The sequence below is a fragment of the Streptomyces sp. NPDC058620 genome, from assembly GCF_042717135.1.
Lineage (GTDB): Bacteria > Actinomycetota > Actinomycetes > Streptomycetales > Streptomycetaceae > Streptomyces.
Genome location: NZ_JBHXQO010000005.1, coordinates 237,012 through 258,852, shown reverse-complemented (window position 1 = coordinate 258,852; position 21,841 = coordinate 237,012). Strand labels below are relative to the sequence as shown.

The window sequence follows — 21,841 nt, the reverse complement described above, 5'->3', positions numbered from 1 at the left end:
TCCAGTACCGCAGCAACCTAATCGACGGCTGCCTAGCCGAGACCGGCCTGACCATCAGATCTGCGTAACGACACCACGAGTTAAACCTCAGTAACTGCACCATGTCTTGATCGTGAACCAAGCGGATCGCTTGGTCCCTCCTGGAGCGTGGTGTGGTGGAAGACGTGAGACGTGCCCTGATGGAGGGAAAGCGCTCAGTTCCAGAGGTTGGCGCGGTGGTCGAGCATAGTTAAGACTTGTGGATCGGCAGTTGCTCAGCTTCGAGTTGATCGGAGCCTGGTGAGTCCTCCGAGCGCCGAGAGTTCGTCGTTGAGGGGCTCGGCGGCGGTCGGCGAGGTGATGAGCAGGAGTACCGACACGTCGGGGTGCTCGTCGTCGTAGAGATCGTCTTCCCCGTCGTCGCCGGGAATGGCGTTCGGCTGGACCTGGACGCGGGTCGTGTCGGCGAGGGTGGCCAGGAAGTAGACGCCGAGGTAGTCGCTCTCGCGTTTGGTGAAGGTCACGTCGAGTCGGTCGGCGAGCAGGCCGGCCAACTCCTTGGCCGTGTAGGAGTTCGTGCAGTAGGTGTCGGAGACGGTCATCTGGGCATTCTTCCTCAGGCTGCGTGGCTCTCGGTGCGTTCGACCAGGATGCCGTTCTCGAACCGGGCCCCGGCCCGGACGAGTGGGACCAGGTGGGCTCCGGTGATCGCCCGCCAGCGGGCTTGGGCGGATTCGACGAGCTTTAATACCATGGCCAGGGCCGCGGCCGGGCTGCCGGCGCCTCGGGTGACCTTGGTCCGGAGCTTGACGGTGGAGAAGGTCGACTCGATGGGATTCGTGGTCCGCAGGTGGACCCAGTGCTCGGCCGGGAAGTCGTAGAACGCGAGCAGCTCGTCCCGGTCGTCGGTGATCTTCGCGACGGCCTTGGGCCACTTCGTGCCGTAAGTGCGGGAGAACGCCTCGATCGCCTTCTCGGCGTGGGCCCTGTCCTCTGCGTTGTAGATCTCCTGCATTGCCTTCGTCGCGCCCGGCTGTGCGGACTTCGGAAGACAGTTCGTCACATTGCGGGCTTTATGGACCCAGCAGCGCTGGTGCCGAGCAGTCGGGAACACCTCGATCAGGGCTTTCCACAGGCCCATCGCACCGTCGCCGATGACGAGCTCGGGGTCGCGCATACCGCGGCGGCGGCAGTCGCGCAGCAGGTCGGCCCACGACTTGGTGGACTCCCGCAGCCCCTCGGCCAGCGCGATCAGCTCCTTGGTGCCGTCCAGGCGGACGCCGAGGAGGACCAACACGCACGAGTGCGCCTGGCCGAGCCGTACCTTCGGGTGGACCCCGTCGGCCCATACATAGACGAAGTCGCGGTCGGACAGGTCCCTGTCCTGGAAGGCGGCATGGTCGTCACTCCACTGCTTCGTCAGCCGGGTCACCGTCGCGGCCGACAGTCCGGCCGTGCCGCCGAGGAACTGCTCCAGCGCGGGCACGAAGTCTCCGGACGACAGTCCGTGCAGGTAGAGCAGCGGCAGCACCTCCGAGATCTTCGGTGACTTGCGGCACCACGGCGCAAGGATCTTGGAGGAGAACCGCTTGCGCTCGCCGGTGGCCTCGTCGACGCGGCGGTCGTTGACGCGCGGCGCGGTGACTTCGACCGGCCCGGCCGCGGTGACGACTGTCCGGGGCCGGTGGTGGCCGTTGCGTACGACCAGGCGCCGTCCGCGCTCGTCGGTCTCGGCAGCCAACTCGGCTATGTACTGGTTGACTTCCGCCTCCAGCGCGGCGGCCAGCATCCGGCGGGCGCCCTCGCGGACGATCTCGTCGATCAGGGAGCCGGACGCGATACTGCCTTCGGCGTTCACTACGCTCAGCACGGGCGTGCCTTCCCGACCCGCGCTGCGAACGCGGGCCTACTCGGAGACCTTCAAGGGATCATCGGGAAGGTACGCCCTCCGCGTTCCTCCCGGCACCGATCCACAGGTTCCGAGCATTGCTCCGGTGGTTCACGGGGTCCTCGCTTCACCTTCCGTTCGTCGTGGTGGACGGTGACGGCAGGGAGGTTGAGCCCGTCAGCGTCTACCTGCGGGACTTGATATTGGGGGATGTCAGTCCCCTGACGTGCCGTAGCTACGGGTATGACTTGTTGCGGTGGCACCGGCTGCTGTGGATCTTGCAGCGTTCGGCACCTTTCCGGTGGCGATCTGTCATGAGTGGAATACCCTCCCCCACCTGCAGGATTACGAAGGCGACCCGGAGGCGAGGCCGTTCACTAGGGAAGAGCTGCAGCGTTTCCTCGACTACGCCGACGACCAGGTCTCACGCGCGGTGAAGTCCAAGCGCAAGGGAGCCCTCGCCGCCTACCGGGACGCCACTCTGTTCAAGGTCATCTACGGGTGGGGGCTTCGGCGAACCGAGACGTCCAAGCTCGATGTGGTCGACTTCGGGCGGAACCCGCGAGCCCGGCAGTTCGGCCGGTACGGCACGCTCAACGTCCGTTACGGCAAGGCGAAGAAGGGTCAGCCGCCACGGCGCCGGAACGTGCTGTCGGTGATGGACTGGGCCGTCGATGCGGTCGCCGACTACGTCGAGAATGTCCGCCCGCGCTTCGGGTTCCCCGATCAGCCTGCTCTGTGGATCACCGAGCGCGGGGGCCGCCTGCAGCCCGGATCGATCAACGACCGCTTCGAGGCATACCGGGATGCCCTGGGGCTGCACAAAGAGTTGACCCCGCACGGACTTCGCCATTTGTACGTCACGCATCTGACCGAGGACGGGGTGGACCGGCGGTTCATCCAGCAGCAGGTCGGCCATGAGTGCGACAGTTCCCTGGCCATCTACACGCACGTCAGCGATGACTTCATGAACACTTCCCTGCACAAGGCACTGGCGCCGGCATTCGCCGGGGTCTGACAGGAAGGACCCGGCGATGGCCGCCAAGCTCGACTACCACTGGCACCTGCGCAAAGTCATGGCCGACCGGGGGATGTTCTCCACCACCGACCTCATCCCTCCGCTCGCCGAACGCGGCATCAGCCTGTCGTCGAGTCAGGTCTACCGGCTCGTCGTGGAGCGACCGGAGCGACTGAGCTTGAAGATCTTCATGGCCCTGCTCGACATCCTGGACAGCACCATGGACGACCTCATCGAGCCCATCGCGGCGGCTGGGACCGTGAAGAAGCCGAAGAAGGCGGCCGTCGGCGGCGGCCCGTCATCCGGTTCGGAGGGACTTGGTGGGCTGCGGCCAAAGCGGGCCAGGATCAGGGGTGTTGACCGGTCATGACCGCCGCTGACCATCTCGATCGCGCCGTCGCAGACCCGATCGGCCTGATCACGGACCTCGTCGCCGACGTCGAGAGGGCACTTGACGCTGACACGATCCGGGCCGTGGTCACCGCCGTCGTCGGAGGCCGCGCGAAGTCGCGGCACCTGGCCAAGGCCCTGGCGATGAGGCCCGCGGTCCTGACCGACGGCCGGTCCCCAGCCCCCCGGGCCATCGGTGATCTCCTCATCGATCTCCGCAAGACCGGCGCCTCGGCGATCGCGGCGCCGGTCTGCGCCGAGTGCGGCAAGCAGCTACGAACCCTCCAGCGCAAGGGCCAGGACTGGTTCTGCTCGGTCTGCGGGCAGGGGACCGCCGAGTGCACCACCTGCGGAAACGTCCGACGCGTCGGCTTCCGGGACCGCAAGGGCCTGCCGCGCTGTTCGATGTGTCCCGACAACGACGACCGTGATCCCGTCACAGTCGTCCACGAACTGATCGCCGTGATCACCCCGGGCGCCGACCGTGACGCGGTCGCCGAAGCCCTCCGCCGGACGGCACCCCACCGCCCCCACTATCGCCAGCGACTGGTCTGGGCCCTGGTGGAAAACCCTCGTCTGCTGACCGGGGAGGGCTATCTGGCTCCGCACCGCGCCATCCTGAAGTTCATCGACCTTCTGCACGAGGCCGGTGTCGCCGGGATCGTGAGGCCCGCCTGCCCTCGCTGCCGCCGGGTGGTCCGCATCGACAAGCCGCTCGACGGGCAGCGGGTCTGCCGCAACTGCATCGCCAAGTCCCGCATCGAAGAATGCGTACGCTGCGGAGCCCGGCGCGAGCCAGCCATCCGCGACGCTCAGGGACGGCCGTTGTGTCCGAACTGCCTGGTCACCGACCCTGCGAACGTCGAGGTCTGCATCGGCTGCGGCAAGCGTCGCCGAGTACAGAACCGCACCTCTGACGGCCCTCTCTGCCCCAACTGTTGCCCCCTGCCCATCCTGGTCTGCTCGATCTGCGGTCGCACCGCGCCCGGCACCCACTCCCGCCTGACCGGACTGCCCCGCTGCGGCGGCTGCGACAGACGCCAAGCTCACTGCACCGCCTGCGGGAGGCTCCGCGGGATCCTCTCCGGCACCGCCGAAGCCCCCATCTGCGGACCCTGCACCGCACCGGACACCGAGCTCTGGCGCCCGTGTCCCACCTGCGGGGAAGCGGAACGACTGTGATCCTCCGGTCCGTGCCCTCGCTGCACGCTCAAGCAGCGGCTCCACGAACTGCTCGCCAACGCCTCTGGCTCCATACCCCCGAAGCTTCAAGCCCTCCATGAGGCCCTGGCCAGCACCGAACGAGCCGCAACTGGGCTGCGCTGGCTCTCTGGCGGCATCGTCTCCACCGTCCTGTCCGACCTCGGCTCCGGCCGCCGCCTCCTCACTCACGAAGCCCTGGACGAACTCCCCGAAGGCAAGGTCGTCGAGCACATCCGCAGTGTCCTCGTCGCCAGCGGCGCCCTGCCCACGCGGGACGAGCAGATGGTCCGTCTCGAACGAAACGTGAAGGACCTTGTCACCTCCCATGCGACGGCCGAGGGGCGGAAGAACCTGCACCGGTACGCGACTTGGCACCTCCTTCGACGGCTTCGCCGTCGCAGTCGCGGTAAGGAGACCACGTACTACCAGCTCCAGGTCGCGCGGCAACACCAGCGGGCAGGCGTCTACCTCCTGAACTGGCTCGAAGGCCAGAACCTGACCCTTGCCACCTGCCGACAGACCGACCTCGAACGCTGGATGACCAGCGAGGACGCCCGTCTTCGCCAGGAGGCAGGCCACTTCGTGCGCTGGGCCCTGGCCCAGAAGATCGCCCGCGATCTCAGCTTCCCGGCCGAGCGATGGAACGGCCCCTCCAAGCCGATGGACGACGAAGCCCGCTGGGCCACCGCCCGACGCCTGCTGCACGACGACACCCTCAAGCCCGGAGACCGCCTCGCTGGACTGCTGTTGCTTCTCTATGCCCAGTGGCCCGCTGCCATCTCCCGGCTCACCGTCGACCACATCGAGGAGATGGACGGAGCGGTCCGCATCCGTCTTGGCGCCGTGCCGGTCGAGCTTCCCGCGCCCGTTGCGGAACTGGCACTCCAACAGGTCGAGGTTCGCCGCAGCCATGCCGTCCTCGGCCACACGGACTCACCCTGGCTCTTCCCTGGAGGCCAGCCCGGCCGCCCGATCAGTGCCTGGGCCATGGGCGAACGACTCCGCGAACTCGGCATCCGGCTCGCGGAGGCCCGCTCGACCGCGCTGTTCCAGCTCGCCACCGAGCTGCCCACCGCGGTTTTCGCCCGCACCCTCGGCATCGACATCACCGTCGCCGTCAAATGGCAGCGAGCCGCCGCAGGAGACTGGGGCGGCTACGCCGCCGAGATCAGCCGCCGGACCTCGACAACCTGACCCATGCACCGATGTCAGACCCCGCTGACATGCTCCTTCCATGGCCCACGCAAGCATGCCCGACCTCGCCCAGGTCACCGACGCCCGCGCGGTTACCCCCGAGCTCCGACGCCAGCTGATCGACTGCTGGATAGCGGTCACCAACTCGGGCGGTGCCGCCGGGTTCCCGTTCCCGCCAGTCCGGGACGACAAGGTCGAGCCGGTCACGGACAAGCTCCTCGGCCGTCTCCACCCACAACACAGCCGCCTCATCACTGCCAGATTCGACGATGTTCTTGCCGGATGGGTTGTCCTCAACCGCGATCCCTACCGCCTCGTCGGGCACTGGGGCACGGTCAACCACCTTCAGACCCACCCCGAATTACGCGGACGCGGTGTCGGCTCCGCCCTCATGATCGATCTGCGAAGGATTGCCCGCGATGAACTTGAGCTCGAACAGCTCCATCTCGCGGCCCGGGGAGATGAGGGGCTGGAGGACTTCTACGGCCGGCTCGGATGGCGTGAGGTCGGCCGCTGGCCCGGGGCCCTCCGCCTCGCGCCCCACGACACCCGGGACGAGGTCCTGATGCTCCTCGATCCCCTCTGATCGCGGAGGTATTCCGGGAGTTCCAATACCCGACTCCGCCATTAAAGCCGGATGTAGAGGATCTTCGTGGAGCCGCCACCACATGGGACGGCCTGCATGGGGCTGCGGAGGAGGGGCAAGCGTGAGCCACGCGGTCTACGTGCCGAGCGTCTCGCTGAGCCGAATGGCCAGCAAGATTGAGGTGGATTCGGAGTCCGGCTGTTGGTTGTGGACGGCAGCAGTCCGAGAGGGCTCATCCGGCTACGGTCCAGTGCCCTACCAGGGGAAGGCGCGCAACCCGAGCCACCTGGGGAAAGGGCGTGTGCCCGGATGACCCACTGTCCGCACGGACACGAGTACACGCCGGCGAGCACATACCTGGACTCTCGAGGGTTTCCGGCAGCGCCGGACCTGGCGTCGCGAGAGAGCCAAGACCCGCTAGGCCCACCCCGGCGATGTGACATCTCGTGACAGATGAGAGGGTCGGACGGGTGAGCGAGACACCCCCGAACACCCTGAAATACCGCTTTGACGGGCCAGAAGACGCCCCGGTCCTGGTCATAGGCCCGTCGCTGGGTACCACATGGCACATGTCGTAGAAACCGTCTCAGGACGTCCAGCTGATCCAGGACAGTCCTATAAGCCCAGGTCAGACGCCTTCTAGTCAGCGGGGTCCGCTTGGTCTGTGACGCCGATGTGATTTGGGCGTGACACGCGCGAACCCCCACTGGCATGCTCCGGCGGGGGTTCGCGCGTGGCGGGTTGTGAGGGTGCGCAGGGTCAGGTGCGGGCACTGCTGTACTCCGGCTCGCCGCTTTCGAGGACCCGCAGCAAGGACGTGGTGACTACCCGTGTGCTACGGCCGATGCGGAGCACACGGCACGGAAACTTTCCCTGGCGAACCAGGTCATAGCCTTTTGCCCGTGAGAATCCAAACGCCTTCGAGGCTTCCTCCACGCTTCCGGTCCCGCCCCAGGTCGCACGGATTTGCGTGGGGCTGTACCGGGGACCCTGAATCTCGCTGTTCTGTGGGTGCATGTGTGTTTGTTCTGTCCTTCTCACGACGGGTTTCGGTGCGGAAGTACCCCTGAGACTCACGGTGCTCCGATCTGGTTATGTGTTTGCGCAGGGGAGTGGTGGGACTGGCTGTTCACGTGAAGGGCGGCGTGACCGAGACTTGACACCGAAACTTCGGTCATTGGGCTGCTGGTCGTTTCCCGGCGGGTTTGCCGGCGCGCGGCCGGAGAACCGGCGGACCGACGGCAGTTCGGATGAGATAAGGGATATGACGCGGCTTGGTCATCACGGCATAGGCGACTTGGAGCTTCAGCTGCGCACGGAGCTGGGCTTGGAGTGCGCTTCCGCGTCAACTACCCCTGCGGCGTAGCGCACCGGTGGTCGGTGCGGTCGTGCCATGGCTGGGATGAGGCTTGGGTTGCTGTCGTGATGCGGCCTTTCGACGCGGCGGTCAGGGAGTGGCGGTGGAGCTTTAAGGATGCGGCGGATCCCCGGTTTCGGTAACCGGGGCCCCGCCGCTATGCTGCCGCGCTATACAGTCGGGAGACGCCGATTCATGTGTGCGATGCGCCCTCTCGTCACCTCCACCGTGCTGGATTGATGCTGGATACCGGCGGGGCTCCGGTGGTGGCTTGCGGGCGGTAATCCCGCTCGAGGGCGACCCGCTTGGTCGAGTGGCCCATATACACACCTTCTTCACGGCTTCGATGTCTCGCATGGAATCAATCTGCCCCCGCCCGACGTTGTCGATCTCTGAGTAGATGTGGGGGTGTCGGACCTGAAGCTGTTCCGTACGGACATGACGAATAGCGGCATGGCTGAAGTCATGCCGCATCTTGCTGAGGTAGAGGCGGAGGTGCAGGGCCTCGTTGAGGTGCACATGGAGGCGCTGCTGGGCGTTCGGTTTCTGGCGAGCGAGTACGGCACTGGGCCGACGCACCGCGGTCGGATTGACTCGCTGGGCCTCGACGAGAACGGATCACCAGTCATCGTTGAGTACAAGCGTGGTGTTGACGCCGGCGTCATCAACCAGGGCTTGTTCTATCTCTCATGGCTGATGGACCACCGGGCAGAATTTGATCACCTGGTTCGCGATCGGCTCGGGGTGACGGCCGCGTCCCAGGTGCTATGGAGCAACCCGCGTCTGATCTGTGTCGCCGGTGGCTTCACGCGTTACGACGTTCATGCCGCGAGCGAACACCGGAGGTCGATCGACTTGGTCCGCTACCGACTCTTCGGCAGCGACATGCTTGGGCTTGAGACCGTGACGTCCGTGAGCGGCGGGATACAGGCAACGCGCCGGAAGCGTCGGCAGGCGGTCGCGCGGGCAACCGACGTTCAGGACGCGTCGATGGTGGAACTGGCGAGCGCGGTGGACGAGGTGTTGCTTGGTCTTGGGGACGGGGTGCACCGCGTTGAGCGCAAGACATACCGGGCGTATCGGCGTCTGCGGAACTTTGCCTGTCTCTGTCCGCCGCGGCGGAGCAAGCTCCTGGTCTACCTGAAGTTCGACCTGAAGGACGTAGACCTCGTTCCGGGATTTACCCGGGACGTGTCCGGTCTTGGTCACCACGGGACGGGTGACCTGGAGGTGCAGCTCCGTACGCCGAAGGATGTGGAGAGGGCGCAGGATCTGTTCCGGGCGAGCTACGCGGTGGCGTGATCGCTTGTCGGCCTCTCGGGCGCGCGCTTCGCGGCCGACTGGTCTGTGGTCGTCGGGAGGCGCCTCTCGACGTACGGGCAGGTCGTGGTGGTGGGTGAACACGGACGCAAGGGATCGCCGGTTTGGTTAACCGGCGATCATCCGTTACGTTGCCGCTCCTTCGAAGGCATTCAGGTGCCGACCAGGTGATGGGCTTCCCGGTCCCCACACCCGGGTTCCATGACTGGGCACCTGTCCACCACCACGTAGTCGCTGTTGCGCGCCGGTGCCTCCTTCGTGGCGCGCATGCTTCTGTGCGTGGGCAGGTGCGCTGGGGCCCGCCGTACTCACCACTGCTGTATGGATCTCCAGGGCCTGGGCCCGAGAGGGACGTCGGGCGGTAGGGCCAGGGGTTTCCGGGTGTGCATTCTTCTCGCTTCAGTTGATGTACTCCTCCATTAGCTTGGCGAGGTGCAGGAGCAGCGGCATGCGGGTTGCGGTGTCCGTGTGCAGGTGGCACCTACGCAGGTTGTTCACGTACGCGGCCAAGTCGGAGGCGTGGTCATGGGGTTGCTTGAAGGAGACGTGGATTTCGAGGGACGTGGGGTTGGCTCCGTGGCGGGTGGCGTTCTGCTCGTCTGCCGAGTATTTGGAGACAGCCTTTGGCAGCTGATGCGTGTCCGGCCTTGGGTTGATCGCCAGGAAGATGCGATCGTTCCACGGGACGACGCCGGAGTACCTGCCCCACTCCTCGTATGGCAGCTCGACTGCACCGGATGCCGGCTCGGAGTGCGTCTCTTCGCTGATCGCTACGTCGGGGGAGCCGTCGGCGGTGGCGGGAGACTCGGCCTGGTCGTTGAGGTTGGCGCCGAATGCCAGTGGGATCTCGTAGGACTCCTCGTTGACGCGAATAATGCGCAGCCCGGGCAAGTCTTCGGGGCCGCGGCCGTCGGCGCGGTTGGGGTGGGCGCAGTCTTCGCCAGGGAGCCTTAGTGAGTCCGGCGTGATGTGGGGATTCTGCAGCCAGGACCACACATCCTTGTTGCGCAGGGTCTGCGCCCGGGCGAGGAAGAGCCGCTCGGTGTGGGAGTCGATGGCGAGTGCCTGGGTGATGAAGTCGTTCAGCTGGGCCCTGTCGCGTCGCCGCATTCGCCCTCGCCCGGAGGCCAGGGCCCGGGGCAGGTGTTCGATGGGAATGGGCGTTTCGTGCGGATAGCCAGGAGCCGCCACGAGTTGGGCTGTCGTGTTGCCGTCGGTGTCCATGCGCAGGACGAATGGGACGATCCATGACCCGGCCTGGGCGACATGCACTGTAGCCAGTTCGAAGCAGCCCTTGACGCTGCGGGGTGCGGGCAGGCGGGGCAGGTGCCCGAGCGAGCGCAGGAGGTCCTTCACCGAGGAAGCGGCACGCTGCACGTCCTCGCAGCGGATGTCGCTGCCCTCGAAGGGCTTCAGCCCGGCCTTCTTGGCGTCGGGCTTGGGAGCCGCTGTGACCGGGTGCAGGCATTGCACGTGCCGGTTCAGCTTCGGCAGGGTGTCCTTCAGGAACCGCTTGGGGTCGTCCTCCCCGGCCATGGCGAAGTTGACTGGTTTGTCGATCTCCACCAGGCAGCCGATCATGTGGTCGGCTTCGGGGAATTCCTTGCGCAGTGCTTCGGCTCGCTGCGCCCGTTCCTGCTTTCGGTGAGCCTTGCGGGCCTCTGGCTCCGTGTGTGGCGGTGGCTTCGGCAGACCGGAGACGAGGGTCCCGGGGTTGCGTAGGACCAGTGTGATCTTGGTGGGTCCGGCGTAGTCGTGAACGTCGGGTTCTGTGCTGCGTTCACCGAGGTGTTGGTAGTTGAGCAGCTTGGTGAGGGCCAGATGGACTGCTTGGTAGGTCTTCGGTGCGCAGTGCCAGAGTTCGAAGTGGTAGTGGGCGTCCTCGCGTGCTGGGGTGAGTCGAGGGGCTCGGCGTTGGGGTGTCTTGTCCAGGGCGGGGAGCGGGTCGAAGTTCAGCTTGGCGAGCGGTTCCTTCAGGTTCTCGAAGAGGGTGAGGTGGTCGATGGGCTGCAGGCCGCTTTCCGCAGGGTGGCCGTGTGTGCTGAATTCCGGTTGGGCGTCAGTGAGATCAGTCCGGGTGAGGTAGGTGTAGCCGGTGGCGTGCAGCAGCAGCGCGGTGGGTTCCTTGTCCTCTTCGGCGCTGCGGTTGACGCCGGCGGCGCGGCGGGGGTCAGTTCGGATGTCCTCGGGGTTGGGGTAGCGGTTGCTGGCGGGGAGGGAGGGCAGGATGCGCGCGATGCCGGGCTGCCACTGCCACCGCATGTCCTGCTTCTTGCCGCTGACTGTGACCGGTGCGCGGAGCAGCATGGGGCGCTCGACGTCACGCAGTGCACCCTTGGCCAGGTAGAGCAGGACGGTGGCCGTGGCAGGGCTGTCGCCGCGGCGTGGAATATAGGCAGGCTGGGTACCGCCGAAGCGGGCGATGTGGGGAACGGCTCGCAGGATGAGGCGGCTGTCGTGGGGCATTGAGACCACACGCAGTGCTGTCCGGTGGGTCCAAAGGCCGTAAGCTCCGTCATCGTCGAGTTCTCGTGGTGGCCAGCTGTAGACGCTGCGCTCACCGCGGTCGGTCAGTTGGCCAAGAACCGAGAAACCTTCCGCGGTATGGCCCGGCAGGGATAGCTTTTCGTCCACCCAGCGTCCGGCAATGTAGGTGGCAAGCAGGGAGAACGTGCTGCTGGGCGGGGTTGCTGTTCCGTTTGCGGCGTTTCCGTGGGCCAGAAGGTCGACCTCTGCCTGTGCCCATTCCAGTGGCAGGGCGCGTTTCACGATGGTGGGCCAGTCGACGTCGTCCTGATGGGGCGCGACGTGCGTAGTGATCCAGAATTCGAGGGCCAGTTGCAGGGGAAGCTCGTTCTGAGGCGTGCGCATGGCGTGGAGCCAAGGGCCGTCCCCCAGTCGGCCTTCGACCGAGAGGACAGCGGGCTCCACCTGTTCGATCAACTCGCGCAGGGCATAGGTCGGCAGATACGGCGAGCGCGCTTTCGGGTTGCTGTTCCAAGCGCGTTCAAGCCGTGCCAGGAGCGACGGTGGGAATTCAGCCGTGTGTACGGTGACGGGCAGTGTGGCTCCGCGGCGTGCTACGAAGCCGGGCGTGATGATGTGGTCGTAGCGAGGCGGCGGCTTCCTCTTGTCGGAATCCGCTGCAGTGCTGTCGGCTTCGGTCATGTCTTTTATCCCCAGTCGATGGTGTCGAGGAGGTGCCCCAGCAGGCTCCACGTGGCCGTGTAGATCTGGTGGTTGAGGCGCACGTGGGCGTCGGCCGTCGGCCCTGGATCGGCGAGCATTCGGCGTGTGAGTTCTCGGCAGGCGACGAGCACGCTGGTGCGCTCGGTGTCGGGCGCGGTGTCGCGGGGGTCTGCCGCTCGCGGGGCGAATGCCGCGTCGAGGAGGTAGACCTGCACGGGCACATTGCCGCGCAGCCCTCGACCTGTTGTCTGGTAGAGGGAAGCCGACTGGTCTGAGATGAAGGCGTGACGTAGGTAGTCGTCCTTCATCGCCCGGAAGTTGAGGGGGCGGCCCATCATCGTGCCCCAGGTGGCACGGACGCCGTACGCCAGTTTCCTCATCTCGCCCGCCGCGTCAGGGCCGTGGGTGTCGCACAGAACCGGCTTCAGAAGGCGCTGCATAGCCTGGGCGTTGAGAATCGCGAGAGGGAAGGAGAGATCGGTGGGCGGGGGGTGGAGGCGTGCCAGGTAGAAGATGGCCTGGATCGCGGCCACCCCGTTGTTGTTGAGCATGTTGTGGCCGCGGCCGGCAGAGCCTTCGGCTGCCGCCATGACCTGAGCATCGGTCCTTGGGAAGGCAGAGATGCGGCGATGGTTGAGCCCGTAGAGCCCGGGGGCCTGGCGGTCGGGTACGACGTGCACAGCACGCACGGCCGTCCGGGTGTTCATGTAGTGGGCGCTGGTTGCTGCGTCCTCAGTGCTGAGCACCACGAACAGAGCCCTTCGGCGCTCAGGTTCGCATCCTTGGAGAACCTGCTCCAGAAGAGACAGGGCCGCCCCGGGGTCGGGAGTGCAGACCGCGTCCGTCATCGCCCGCACGGCGGCTTGGCGGGCGCCGTGGCCACCGGCTCCGGAGACGTAGATGCCGCGTTCGTGCCCCGGGCGCCGCCGCGGGCGGGTGTAGAACCGGCTTTCCCGGATGGCAGCGGCACAGTCGGGAGGCTCGTGCAGAATCAGTGTGGGGAGAACGTCGATGTGGTAGCGGGCGGAGAGCGGGTTGTAGCTGGTCGCCGAGGAAAGCAACACGTGCGGGCCCTCGACCCCCTCACAGGCGAGAAGGTCGTGGAGGTGATAGAGCAGCCACCGTCCGACCCCGCGAAGCCACAGCAGGTCCAGGGACCCTCTGCCCTCCTTTGGGCTGGGGTTCCACTGAAGGGCCATCATGTTGCCCATCGGCTGTTCGGGCACAACTGCGAGCAGCTCTGGCCTCGGCTGGTGGGCGAGCAGATTGTTCGTGTCTTCCACGGCCATGAGCGCGCGGAGTGATTCCTGCATGTGGGAAAGCTCGAACACGGTGGTCGTGACGCGGGCACTCCAACAGGCCGCGACGAGGACTCGTCCAAACTCGGCCAAACGATCGCCAGGTTCAGACATGTCCTCCGGGAGGTGGTGCATGAGCCAGTCTTGGGCTACTTCCTCGGCGCTCTTCTCGGTGTCGTAGCCAGAGGTCATCGTGTCGACCAGCGATTTCAGGCTAGCGGGGGGTGAACCGAAGGGGGCTTCGACAAGACGAGCGAAGTGAGTATGGAAGTACTCCTCGGCTCGCTCCCACAGGTGAGACTGATGCTGTTCTTCGACGCGGCTGGTGATGCCGTGCAAGGCCCGCGCCAGCCGCATGAGCAGGGTGTGCCCGCTGAACGGCCCGTCAGCCGTGATCTCCTCCAGCAGTTCGCCGCCTGCCTGGGCCCCTTCGTGCCCCTCGGCCGATGGCCTCATGAGCAGCGGCAGCAACCCGGCCAGAGCCTCGGCGTGATAGGTCGCGTACTGCTGGTAACGCAGCCCCTGCCGGTCCGCCATCGGCCGGTACCAGGTGCGCGCCAGCCCCTCGTGCCAGGCCAGCGCAATGCGACTGCTCCAGCCGTCGGGACTAGTCAGCGGTTCGTGGTGCATGAACGCCTTGTCGAACTGCGTCATCACCTGGTCGGCCTCGTCGGCTACGAGGAGATCGAGTTCGTGCTGGGCAGGAATCACCCACTGCGTCTTGTACGAGGCCGGCTCCGCCCTACTGGCGAGGAGAGCGGCTGGCGTCGCTACCCAGACCTGTGCCGTCGGGATCCGGCGTACAGCTGCCTGTGCCGGGCACACCGCGAGGAGCGGACAATCGACAATCGGTGCTCGCTTGCCCGAGGTGTCGACGCGGAGCTTGTCCCGGCAGGGACGCTCATCCATGGAGAGCGGCGTGGCAACAGGGCCGGAAGGCTCCAGAAGACTGTCCAGCAGACAGATATCGGTAGTGAAGGCAGCGACCTCGTCGTTGCCGTCCGGAAGGGGTGGCGCCTGGCCATTGTCCGGTACGTAGAGAAGGTCATCCCAGTAGCGTTCCATGTGCGCGGGACGGTTCCTGTGGCCGATCAAGGGAACGGCGTCGATGCCCAGGCTCCGGAAGAAGCGGACCTTCTCCAGTGCGTTCCCGACGGAGGAGACCAGGTATCCGACCCTGAGCCCGCGGTCGGTACAGATTTTGACCAGAACGTCGTTGAAGGTGGTTTTCCCCGAGTTCATCAGGCCCACGACGTGAGCCAGTCCGTCGATCGTGAAGATGCCGAGGCCCTCCGTCAGGCATCCAGCCTCGCTATCCGTGCGAGAAAAGACCATCCTCCCTACACGGCCTGTGAAGTTCTCCGTTCGGTATCGCTCACTTGTACTGAGCCGCTGATCCATCTCCTTGGCGGCTTGGCGGAAGTCGTCCTCCGTAAGCTGCGGGAAGGGACGCCTGGTTCTGTGCGTCTTCGGTTCCAGACGACGCTCGGGTGCGGCCTCCTCCAGCCAGTCAGGAATCCGGAATCGGACGATGCTGCCGTCCGCTCGCTTGAGCCGCACCCGCACCCCCGGCGCCGCGGGATCATGACCCGCCTCCACCTTGTAGGACACGGGTACCGACATCGCGTCCCTATACGCCTGCTCCCGTTCCGGCAGCGCCGAACTCCCCCGGCGACGAAAAACGCTGTCGTGGACCACGCGAGGCCCGGCACCTTCGTCAAGCTCGAACAACCGCAGGTGAGCGGGGACCTTGCAGTAGTCGTTGAGACGCAACCTCCACTGCCCGCCCCGCGCCGTAGGCCCCATGCGGCGACGCACGTTCCGCACGACCGTCTCGTTGCCAGCCCCCGGCAGGGTGTACCCGTCGAGCACCTTGCGCATCAGCGTGGCCGGCTGGCCGGGCGCGTACTCGGACAGGAAGAACAGCCCGAGCTCGACCCGGAAGAACTCACGGACCGACAAGAGGGGCTTGATGGTCTCGGCCACGCCTGATGACGACGCCTTCTTTTCCAGCGCTTCGAACCAGCCTTCAATGTCCCTGCTCATCGACGTCGCCGCCCGTCGTGCGTCAGTGCGGCGGCGACGAATGCAGTCTCACTCATGACCTCAATTCCCTGTACGCGCCCTTGCAGTGAAGTGGTCAGGTCATCGACGTAGTCGGGCTGTTCAAAGCGGTGCTGAGCGATGACGAGGATCCGCCGCTTCGAGGCAGCGCGTGGGTTCCAGCGAAAGGAGCGCCCGAGAAGTGTGGCGCTCGCGTGATCCTTCACATCGGCGGCCCACCACTCACCGACTCCCATCTTCCCGGTACCTTCGAAGTCGATGGCTACGTCCACCGCATCCATGCCCCACCAAGGGCGCAGACGCTGTCCGAATTGTGGCTCCAGGGCAGCAAACATCCGTTGCTCTGCCAGCCCGGGATCGTGGAGGAAGCGCCGAACAGCTCTGTTCTGCACGAAGTATTCGGACATGGTCTCCACAGTTCGGGCCACTCGTCCGCCCGTGCAGCCCGGCGTGCCGCAACCACGCTGACCGGAGAGCGGGTTGTCGCAGCCCTCGCAGAAGCTGAGTACGACGGCGCTGCTGGCCGGCTGAGCCCGGTAGCACTGACTGAACCAGTGCTTCACCCACGGCTGCCCGTTTGCGTCCTTGGCAGGGAAGGCCCGCAGTAGACCCAGAAGGTCGATGTCGGAGGCAACCGCGTGCTTCGTCAGAAAGCCCCGGAGCTGCACGTAGTTGTCCTGGACCTCCTGTTCGGTTGCCCCGTTTCGGTCCGCCACAGCGATCATCAGCTCGTAGCACCGATTCTCGACCAGCTCCGCTTCGGGATCCTTGGACAGCAGGAGCCGCGCGGCTTGTTCCGCAAACGCCGACGGCTGTCCGTTCTCGATCAGAAGCAGATCGGAATCGCTCGGAGCGACCCACAGCGCAAGGGGCCATTGCCCGAGAGATGCGTGGCACCAGCGAAAAACATCCGCATGTGAGGTCACCTCGCGGCAGCCGTCCTCCAGCGCACGCCAAAGCAGGCGCGCTACACCGGCCTTCCACGCTGGTGGGAAACCCGTGGGGTCGCCGGAAGGCTGAGCGGAGCTCCACAGCGCCTTGTGCTGGTTGGCCTGGATGCCCGCCAGACCCGCAGCTAGAAGTTCGAGCGTCATGTAGTCGTCGGCCAGGTCAGGCGACACCTGCTTCAGACGTGACAGCCGCGCCGGATCCTCCGGCAGTGTTGTGTGGGCGGCCAAGAGAACTCTCCAATGATCACCAACTGCCACTGAAACACAGCAGAGAGTAGTCGATGATTGGTGTCGGGGCTGCCTGTACTGCGCATGGTCCCGGTCTCGGGGTCAGGCGCTGTGATCCGGTTCGCGTCTTCGCGGCGAGGATGTCTGGTAAGGCATTCAGCGAGCTCTTTCGTGCGCTCAGAGGAACAGGAGGTGACACCGAGACGTAGCAGTGTTCTTGCTGTTCGGGAGCTCGCCGTCACCTGACGGTGGAAGTCCGGCCCGGGTAACTGCCGGGAGGTCCGGTAGCAGGCTGGTGGCGCCGGAGGGAAACATCCGGCGTCGAAGTCCAGAGTCAATGGCTGCCTATTGCTGTCAGCCCCGCCCTCTAAGATTCATTCTGCGGGGTAGCGCGACGCTTCAGAGCGCGGGGGCAGGGTCGCAGCAGTCACGAATGGGCGCGAACAGACATAGGCGGGGAGTCGCATGCGGGAAGGCCGGTGGACGGCGGTCACCGAGTCCGAGCACGAGCACGAGCGCCGCGGCCTAGAAGCGATCCGCAGGCGGCTGCCAGACGAGGAGCCGTGGCGCGCCTGGTCGAACTTCACGTTCACCGCGAACAGCGGACACGTCCGCGAGATCGATCTTCTGGTGACCTCACCGGCCGGAGTGTTCCTCCTCGAGCTGAAGGACTGGCACGGCTCGGTACGCGGCGGCGGCAACGACTGGGTGCAGATCACGCCCGGTGGAACCCAGCGGCGACACGGCAACCCCCTGCATCTAGCGAACCGGAAGGCCAAGGAGCTGTCCGGCCTGATCAATGACGTCGCCGGCCGGCCCGGGGACCGGCCGAAGATCTGGGTGGGCGAGGCGGTCTGCTTCACCGATGACAAGCTCCACGTGAACCTTCCGGCCGCCGACCTGAACGGCGTCTTCACGGTCAAGCAGCTCGTGGAGATGTTGGCCGAGCCGCCGGGGGATGCCCGGCGCCGGATAACGGCCGAGACGTCTCGCCGCGTCGACGCCGCCCTGAAGAAGCTCGGCATCGCACCGATCCGGCGCCAGCACGAGGTGGGCTCCTATCTCCTAGATGCGAAGGCGTTCGACACTGGGCCTACCTGGGCCGACTATCTGGGCCGTCATTCCCAGCTGCACGACCTGGCGCGGGTACGGGTCTTTCTCAGCGAGCGTGGTGCTTCCGACGCCGAGCGGCGTTCGGTGGAGCAGGCCGCTGCTCGCGAGGCGCTGGTGCTCAGCCGATTTCGGCACCCGGGTGCGGTGCAGCTGAAGAGCTACCTACCCTCGGGCCATCCGGCCGGACCGACGATCCTGTTCGACTACCACCCGGAGACTTTGCGGCTGGACGACTTTCTGGTCCAGCACGGGAAGCAGCTGGACCTACGCAGCCGCCTTGCGCTCGTGCGGCAGCTAGCCGAGACGGTGCGCTCCGCGCACTCCCGCCGCGTCCATCACCGCACGCTCTCGGCTCACGCGGTGCACATCATTCCGCGTGACCGCGGCCCGCGCGGCCGGGAGCTCAGCGAAGAACAGCGCTGGCTGAGTCCTTGGCCGCAGATCGCGGACTGGCAGATCGCCACCGGGCAGAGCGCCAGCCGTGGCCGGCCTCTGACCCTGGCTCCGACGAACGTGTCCGGGTTCCATGTCTCGGAGCAGGCTGATCCGTACCTGGCGCCGGAGCTGAGGATTTCGAAGGCCGATCCGGTGCGCCTTGATGTGTACGGGCTCGGTGTCCTCACGTATCTGCTGATCACCGGGCAGGCACCAGGTGCGAGCCAGAGCGAGGTCATGGCCCGCCTGGAAGCCGGTGAGAGCATGCGCCCGAGCGCCCTGGTTGACGGACTTAACCCGGACATTGACGACCTGGTGGAGGCATCCACGGCGTACGAACCGGGCCGTCGCCTGTCCACGGTCGACGACTTCCTGGAGATGTTGGAGTACGTAGAGCAGGCATTCACCGAAAAGGACTCCGTCGGCACGGGCGACGGCGGGTCGGGATCGGAAACGGACGAGGATCGGGGCGAGCCGGAGCCAGAGAAGGACCCGCTTGAGGCCGTGGCCGGGGATGTATTGGCCGGGCGCTGGGAGGTTGTTCGCCGGCTCGGCACGGGCTCGACGTCTCGGGCGTTCCTGGTGAGAGATCTCGCGGGCGAGCCGCGGCGTAGCGGCGCCCTGCCGATGGCTGTGCTGAAGGTCGCGCTGAGCGAGGCCAAGCACGCGGTCCTGGAGCGGGAGGCCCAGGTCTTGGGCCGCATCCACCGGGATTCCAGCATCATCGCGCTGTACGAGCGGGAGCCGATCACTCTCGCGGGGCGTCGGGTGCTCGCTCTCGAATACGTCGGTGACAGCCGAGAGCTGAAGGACCAGGACCGTGGTGACGGGAAGGGGCTGAGGCGGCGTGAGGACACCGTCGCCCGTCAACTGCGAGACAACGGCCGCCTGGGCATGGATCAGCTGGAGGCGTACGGAAAGTACCTGTTTGGCGCGGTGGAGCACTTGGAGGCGGAAGGAATCTGGCATCGGGACCTGAAGCCGGACAACATCGCCATTCGGATCCGTCCAAACGGCACTCGACAGCTCGTGCTCATCGACTTCTCCCTCGCCGGATACCCGGCGAAGGAGATCGACGCAGGCACCGAGGGCTATCTCGACCCGTTCTTGGGCATCATCACGCGCGGCTCGTACGACGGTCATGCCGAGCGGTACGCGCTCGCGGCGACATTGCATGAGATGGCGTCGAACGAGCTCCCCCGATGGGGTGACGGTGCCGTTACAGCCCGGCAGACCGATCCGACGGAGTGGCCGTACCCGCAGCTCGCCGCCGACGCTTTCGAGCCGGCAGTTCGCGACGGCCTGGTCGCCTTCTTCCGCAAGGCTTTGGCGCGGGAAGTGAAGGACCGGTTCTCGGACCTGAAGCCGATGGAGCGTGCCTGGCAGGCACTCTTCCTGGATGCGCAGCGGACAACTGCTCCGAGCTCCGGGCACGGTACGGCGGAAAGCGTAGGGACCACGCAGGAAGCCGGGCCGCAGATCGGCCGCGAGGACGACGATGCTTCCGTCGAGCAGGTTCGTGACCAGCAGGCGGCCAGAGCTGACCGCACGACGCCTCTGTCCGTGGCAGGTTTGACGCTCTCCGCGCAGTCCCAGCTGTTCGCCATGGGTCTGAACACCGTTGGGGACGTGCTGGACTACTCGGCGAGGAAGTTCCTCACTGCACCGGGCATGGGCTCGCGCACCCGGGAGGAGATTCAGCGTCGGCAGAAGGAGTGGAACCTCCGACTCGGCAAAGCGGCCCCCGCACCACTCAGCGCGGAAGCCCGCAAGGCAGCCGGCCAGGAAATCACCGAACTGGAACAGGCGGTCGCCGAATCGGTCGCAGCCGGCGGCGGAAATGTCACTGACCCGCAGCTGCTGGGCGCGCTGAGCCTGGACGCGCTGGCCGCTCGCCTGGTCCCGAAGCCTTCCAGCGGCAGTGCCCGCTCCAACGCCAAGGAGCGCGAAGCGGTCCGGCTGCTACTGCGGCTGCCCAACGAGGCCGGCAAGCTGCCCGAGGGCCTGGCATGGGTTCGGCAGCGGGACGTCGCAGACGCGGTGGGCCTGACCGCGGGCCGTATCCCGCAGATCGTGAGGAAGGCGCGCGAGCGCTGGTACGAGGACGCCGCCCTTGGACTGCTGCGCGAGGAAGTGGTGGAGCTTCTTGCCGAGCGCGGACGGGCGGCCCCGGTGATCGAGCTCGCCGACGCGCTGATCGCCCGGCGCGGCACCCAGCACGTGGAACGGCGCGACCGGCGCGCGCTCGCCCTGTCGCTCCTGCGCGCGGTGGTCGAGCGAGAGAGCTACAACAACGAGTCCCCGCCGCTCTTCCGCTACTTCCATGCCCGGATGCCCAAGGGCGCCGATCCGGTGCTCGGCCTGCTCGCCATCGATGTCCGGGAGGGCGTGGATGGCCCGGATACCCCGACGCTGCCCGCTCTGCAGGAATACGCGCTCAACCTGGGCGCGCGAGCCGACCGACTCGCGGACCTGGAATCCCTGCCGACTGCCAGCACCGTCCTTACCGAGCTGGACGCGGTGCGACGGCCGCCGGGAAACCTCGGCTGGGACGAGCGGCGCACCGCCGAGATCGCGGTGGCGGCCTCCAACCGAGCCGCTCTCACCCCCCGACTGGAGATCTACCCGCGCGACCTGGACCTGGTTCGCGCGCTGAGGATCACCCAGGCCGGTGTGGTCGCCGTGCAGTCGGGCGTCGAGGAGGAGCGACTGCCGGGCCTCACGGTTGACGCCCTGCACAAGCGAGTCACGACCCGCTTCCCTGACCTGGGCACAGACCCGCTGGTACCACGCGAGTTGCCCAAGGGCAGCGCACTGGTCCGCCACCTGAAGCAGGCTGGCTTCGAGCTGAAGCTGGCGACGCGTTACGACAAGGTGCTCCGCTTCATCCCGGACCGTCCGGCTGGGGACGCCACCGCCGGCCTGACCTCGGCGAGCTGGGGAGCCTCGGCGGCCCGTCGATCCGCCCCCACCCAGTACGACGCGGACGCGGCCGTCGCCGCCGCAGTCAAGGCCGAACAGCGGCTCAGCCACTCGGCGCGACAGGACGGCTTCCGGGTCCTGACGGTGCCCCACCGGGGTGCTGAGGACGCGGTGCGGCACCTGGCGGACGAGCCGTTCGGTGTGCGGCCGGTGTCCTTGACCGGGCTCTTCGTGAACGAACTGCGCAGTGTGATCGGCGAGGCGGCCAGACCGACCTGGGAGACCGTCCTCAAGGCCGACGCTGCCGAACCCGGAAGCCGGGCTCACCAGCAACTGCGCATCCGTACAGACAAGGCGTGGGGGCGCATCGAGCCGCAGCTGCGAGAGCGACTGAGGCAGGGGCAGGGACCGCTGCTCCTTACTGACACTGCGGTGCTCGCCCGGTACGACGCGTTGGACCTGCTTGTAAGGCTTGCGGAGGAAGCGCGGCAAGGTGGCAGCCCGCTGTGGCTGCTCGTTGCCCAGTCCGACCCGGCGAAAGCACCGCGGCTGGCAGGGCAGAGCGTGCCGTATCAGGCAGGGTTCGATGAGTGGATCGTCGTGCCCGATGCCTGGGTCGCGCGCAAACACCTCGCGCCGGACGCCTGACCCTTTTCCCCTCCTGACCCGGCCTTCTTCCGCCCTCTCCGATTTCTCTCCAGGAGCCG

Annotated in this window: 13 protein-coding genes; 7 read left to right on the top strand and 6 right to left on the bottom strand. The window is 66.5% G+C overall.

The window, feature by feature from the left end:
• Window positions 1-254: 254 nt before the first annotated feature.
• Window positions 255-581 carry a hypothetical protein gene (locus ACFWSK_RS08780; protein ID WP_383783152.1) on the bottom strand — a complete coding sequence of 109 codons (327 nt, stop codon included), beginning with the start codon at window positions 579-581 and terminating at the stop codon, window positions 255-257.
• A 14-nt stretch (window positions 582-595) separates the two neighbouring features.
• Entirely contained in the window at window positions 596-1,849 is a 1,254-nt protein-coding gene (locus tag ACFWSK_RS08775; protein WP_383783151.1) for an IS256 family transposase, read from the bottom strand.
• Between the two features lie 289 nt (window positions 1,850-2,138).
• Here ACFWSK_RS08775 and ACFWSK_RS08770 point away from each other — a divergent pair, with 289 nt between their 5' ends.
• The 5 genes from ACFWSK_RS08770 to ACFWSK_RS08750 all read left to right on the top strand — a co-directional run bounded on the left by ACFWSK_RS08770 (window position 2,139) and on the right by ACFWSK_RS08750 (window position 6,258).
• Window positions 2,139-2,885, top strand: coding sequence for a tyrosine-type recombinase/integrase (locus ACFWSK_RS08770; protein ID WP_383783150.1), 747 nt, complete (start codon window positions 2,139-2,141; stop codon window positions 2,883-2,885).
• A 16-nt stretch (window positions 2,886-2,901) separates the two neighbouring features.
• A complete protein-coding gene (locus tag ACFWSK_RS08765; protein WP_383783149.1) occupies window positions 2,902-3,255 on the top strand; it encodes a helix-turn-helix domain-containing protein in 354 nt (117 codons plus the stop codon).
• A complete protein-coding gene (locus tag ACFWSK_RS08760) occupies window positions 3,252-4,457 on the top strand; it encodes a hypothetical protein (RefSeq protein WP_383783148.1) in 1,206 nt (401 codons plus the stop codon). The genes ACFWSK_RS08765 and ACFWSK_RS08760 overlap by 4 nt, the downstream gene beginning before the upstream one ends.
• A gap of 324 nt (window positions 4,458-4,781) precedes the next feature.
• The gene (locus tag ACFWSK_RS08755; RefSeq protein WP_383783147.1) at window positions 4,782-5,672 is read left to right on the top strand and encodes a hypothetical protein; all 891 of its coding nucleotides are present in this window, start codon (window positions 4,782-4,784) and stop codon (window positions 5,670-5,672) included.
• Between the two features lie 40 nt (window positions 5,673-5,712).
• Entirely contained in the window at window positions 5,713-6,258 is a 546-nt protein-coding gene (locus ACFWSK_RS08750; protein WP_383783146.1) for a GNAT family N-acetyltransferase, read from the top strand.
• A gap of 759 nt (window positions 6,259-7,017) precedes the next feature.
• Here ACFWSK_RS08750 and ACFWSK_RS08745 read toward each other — a convergent pair.
• Window positions 7,018-7,275 carry a helix-turn-helix domain-containing protein gene (locus tag ACFWSK_RS08745; protein ID WP_383783145.1) on the bottom strand — a complete coding sequence of 86 codons (258 nt, stop codon included), beginning with the start codon at window positions 7,273-7,275 and terminating at the stop codon, window positions 7,018-7,020.
• Between the two features lie 748 nt (window positions 7,276-8,023).
• On the opposite strand from ACFWSK_RS08745, the gene ACFWSK_RS08740 reads away from it, so the two are divergent.
• Window positions 8,024-8,917 carry a DUF5655 domain-containing protein gene (locus tag ACFWSK_RS08740; RefSeq protein WP_383783144.1) on the top strand — a complete coding sequence of 298 codons (894 nt, stop codon included), beginning with the start codon at window positions 8,024-8,026 and terminating at the stop codon, window positions 8,915-8,917.
• Window positions 8,918-9,334: 417 nt separating this feature from the next.
• On the opposite strand, the gene ACFWSK_RS08735 is transcribed toward ACFWSK_RS08740, so the two are convergent.
• The 3 genes from ACFWSK_RS08735 to ACFWSK_RS08725 are packed head-to-tail and all read right to left on the bottom strand — an operon-like array spanning window position 9,335 to window position 16,664.
• Entirely contained in the window at window positions 9,335-12,103 is a 2,769-nt protein-coding gene (locus ACFWSK_RS08735; protein ID WP_383783143.1) for an RNaseH domain-containing protein, read from the bottom strand.
• A 5-nt stretch (window positions 12,104-12,108) separates the two neighbouring features.
• Window positions 12,109-15,468 (bottom strand): hypothetical protein, encoded by a 3,360-nt coding sequence (locus ACFWSK_RS08730; protein ID WP_383783142.1) that lies wholly within the window; start codon window positions 15,466-15,468, stop codon window positions 12,109-12,111.
• Window positions 15,465-16,664 carry a hypothetical protein gene (locus tag ACFWSK_RS08725; protein ID WP_383783141.1) on the bottom strand — a complete coding sequence of 400 codons (1,200 nt, stop codon included), beginning with the start codon at window positions 16,662-16,664 and terminating at the stop codon, window positions 15,465-15,467. Before ACFWSK_RS08725 ends, ACFWSK_RS08730 begins: the two co-directional genes overlap by 4 nt.
• Before the next feature lie 465 nt (window positions 16,665-17,129).
• Between ACFWSK_RS08725 and pglW the strand changes: the two genes are divergently transcribed.
• Window positions 17,130-21,782, top strand: coding sequence for a BREX system serine/threonine kinase PglW (gene pglW, locus ACFWSK_RS08720; protein ID WP_383783140.1), 4,653 nt, complete (start codon window positions 17,130-17,132; stop codon window positions 21,780-21,782).
• Window positions 21,783-21,841 lie beyond the last annotated feature (59 nt).

Excerpts from the sequence above, each read along its gene's own strand:
- ACFWSK_RS08735 (WP_383783143.1), bottom strand. The coding sequence starts at position 12,103 with ATGACCGAAGCCGACAGCACTGCAGCGGATTCCGACAAGAGGAAGCCG.
- pglW (WP_383783140.1), top strand. The coding sequence starts at position 17,130 with ATGCGGGAAGGCCGGTGGACGGCGGTCACCGAGTCCGAGCACGAGCAC.
- ACFWSK_RS08745 (WP_383783145.1), bottom strand. The coding sequence starts at position 7,275 with ATGCACCCACAGAACAGCGAGATTCAGGGTCCCCGGTACAGCCCCACG.
- ACFWSK_RS08765 (WP_383783149.1), top strand. The coding sequence starts at position 2,902 with ATGGCCGCCAAGCTCGACTACCACTGGCACCTGCGCAAAGTCATGGCC.
- ACFWSK_RS08730 (WP_383783142.1), bottom strand. The coding sequence starts at position 15,468 with ATGAGCAGGGACATTGAAGGCTGGTTCGAAGCGCTGGAAAAGAAGGCG.
- ACFWSK_RS08780 (WP_383783152.1), bottom strand. The coding sequence starts at position 581 with ATGACCGTCTCCGACACCTACTGCACGAACTCCTACACGGCCAAGGAG.
- ACFWSK_RS08750 (WP_383783146.1), top strand. The coding sequence starts at position 5,713 with ATGGCCCACGCAAGCATGCCCGACCTCGCCCAGGTCACCGACGCCCGC.
- ACFWSK_RS08760 (WP_383783148.1), top strand. The coding sequence starts at position 3,252 with ATGACCGCCGCTGACCATCTCGATCGCGCCGTCGCAGACCCGATCGGC.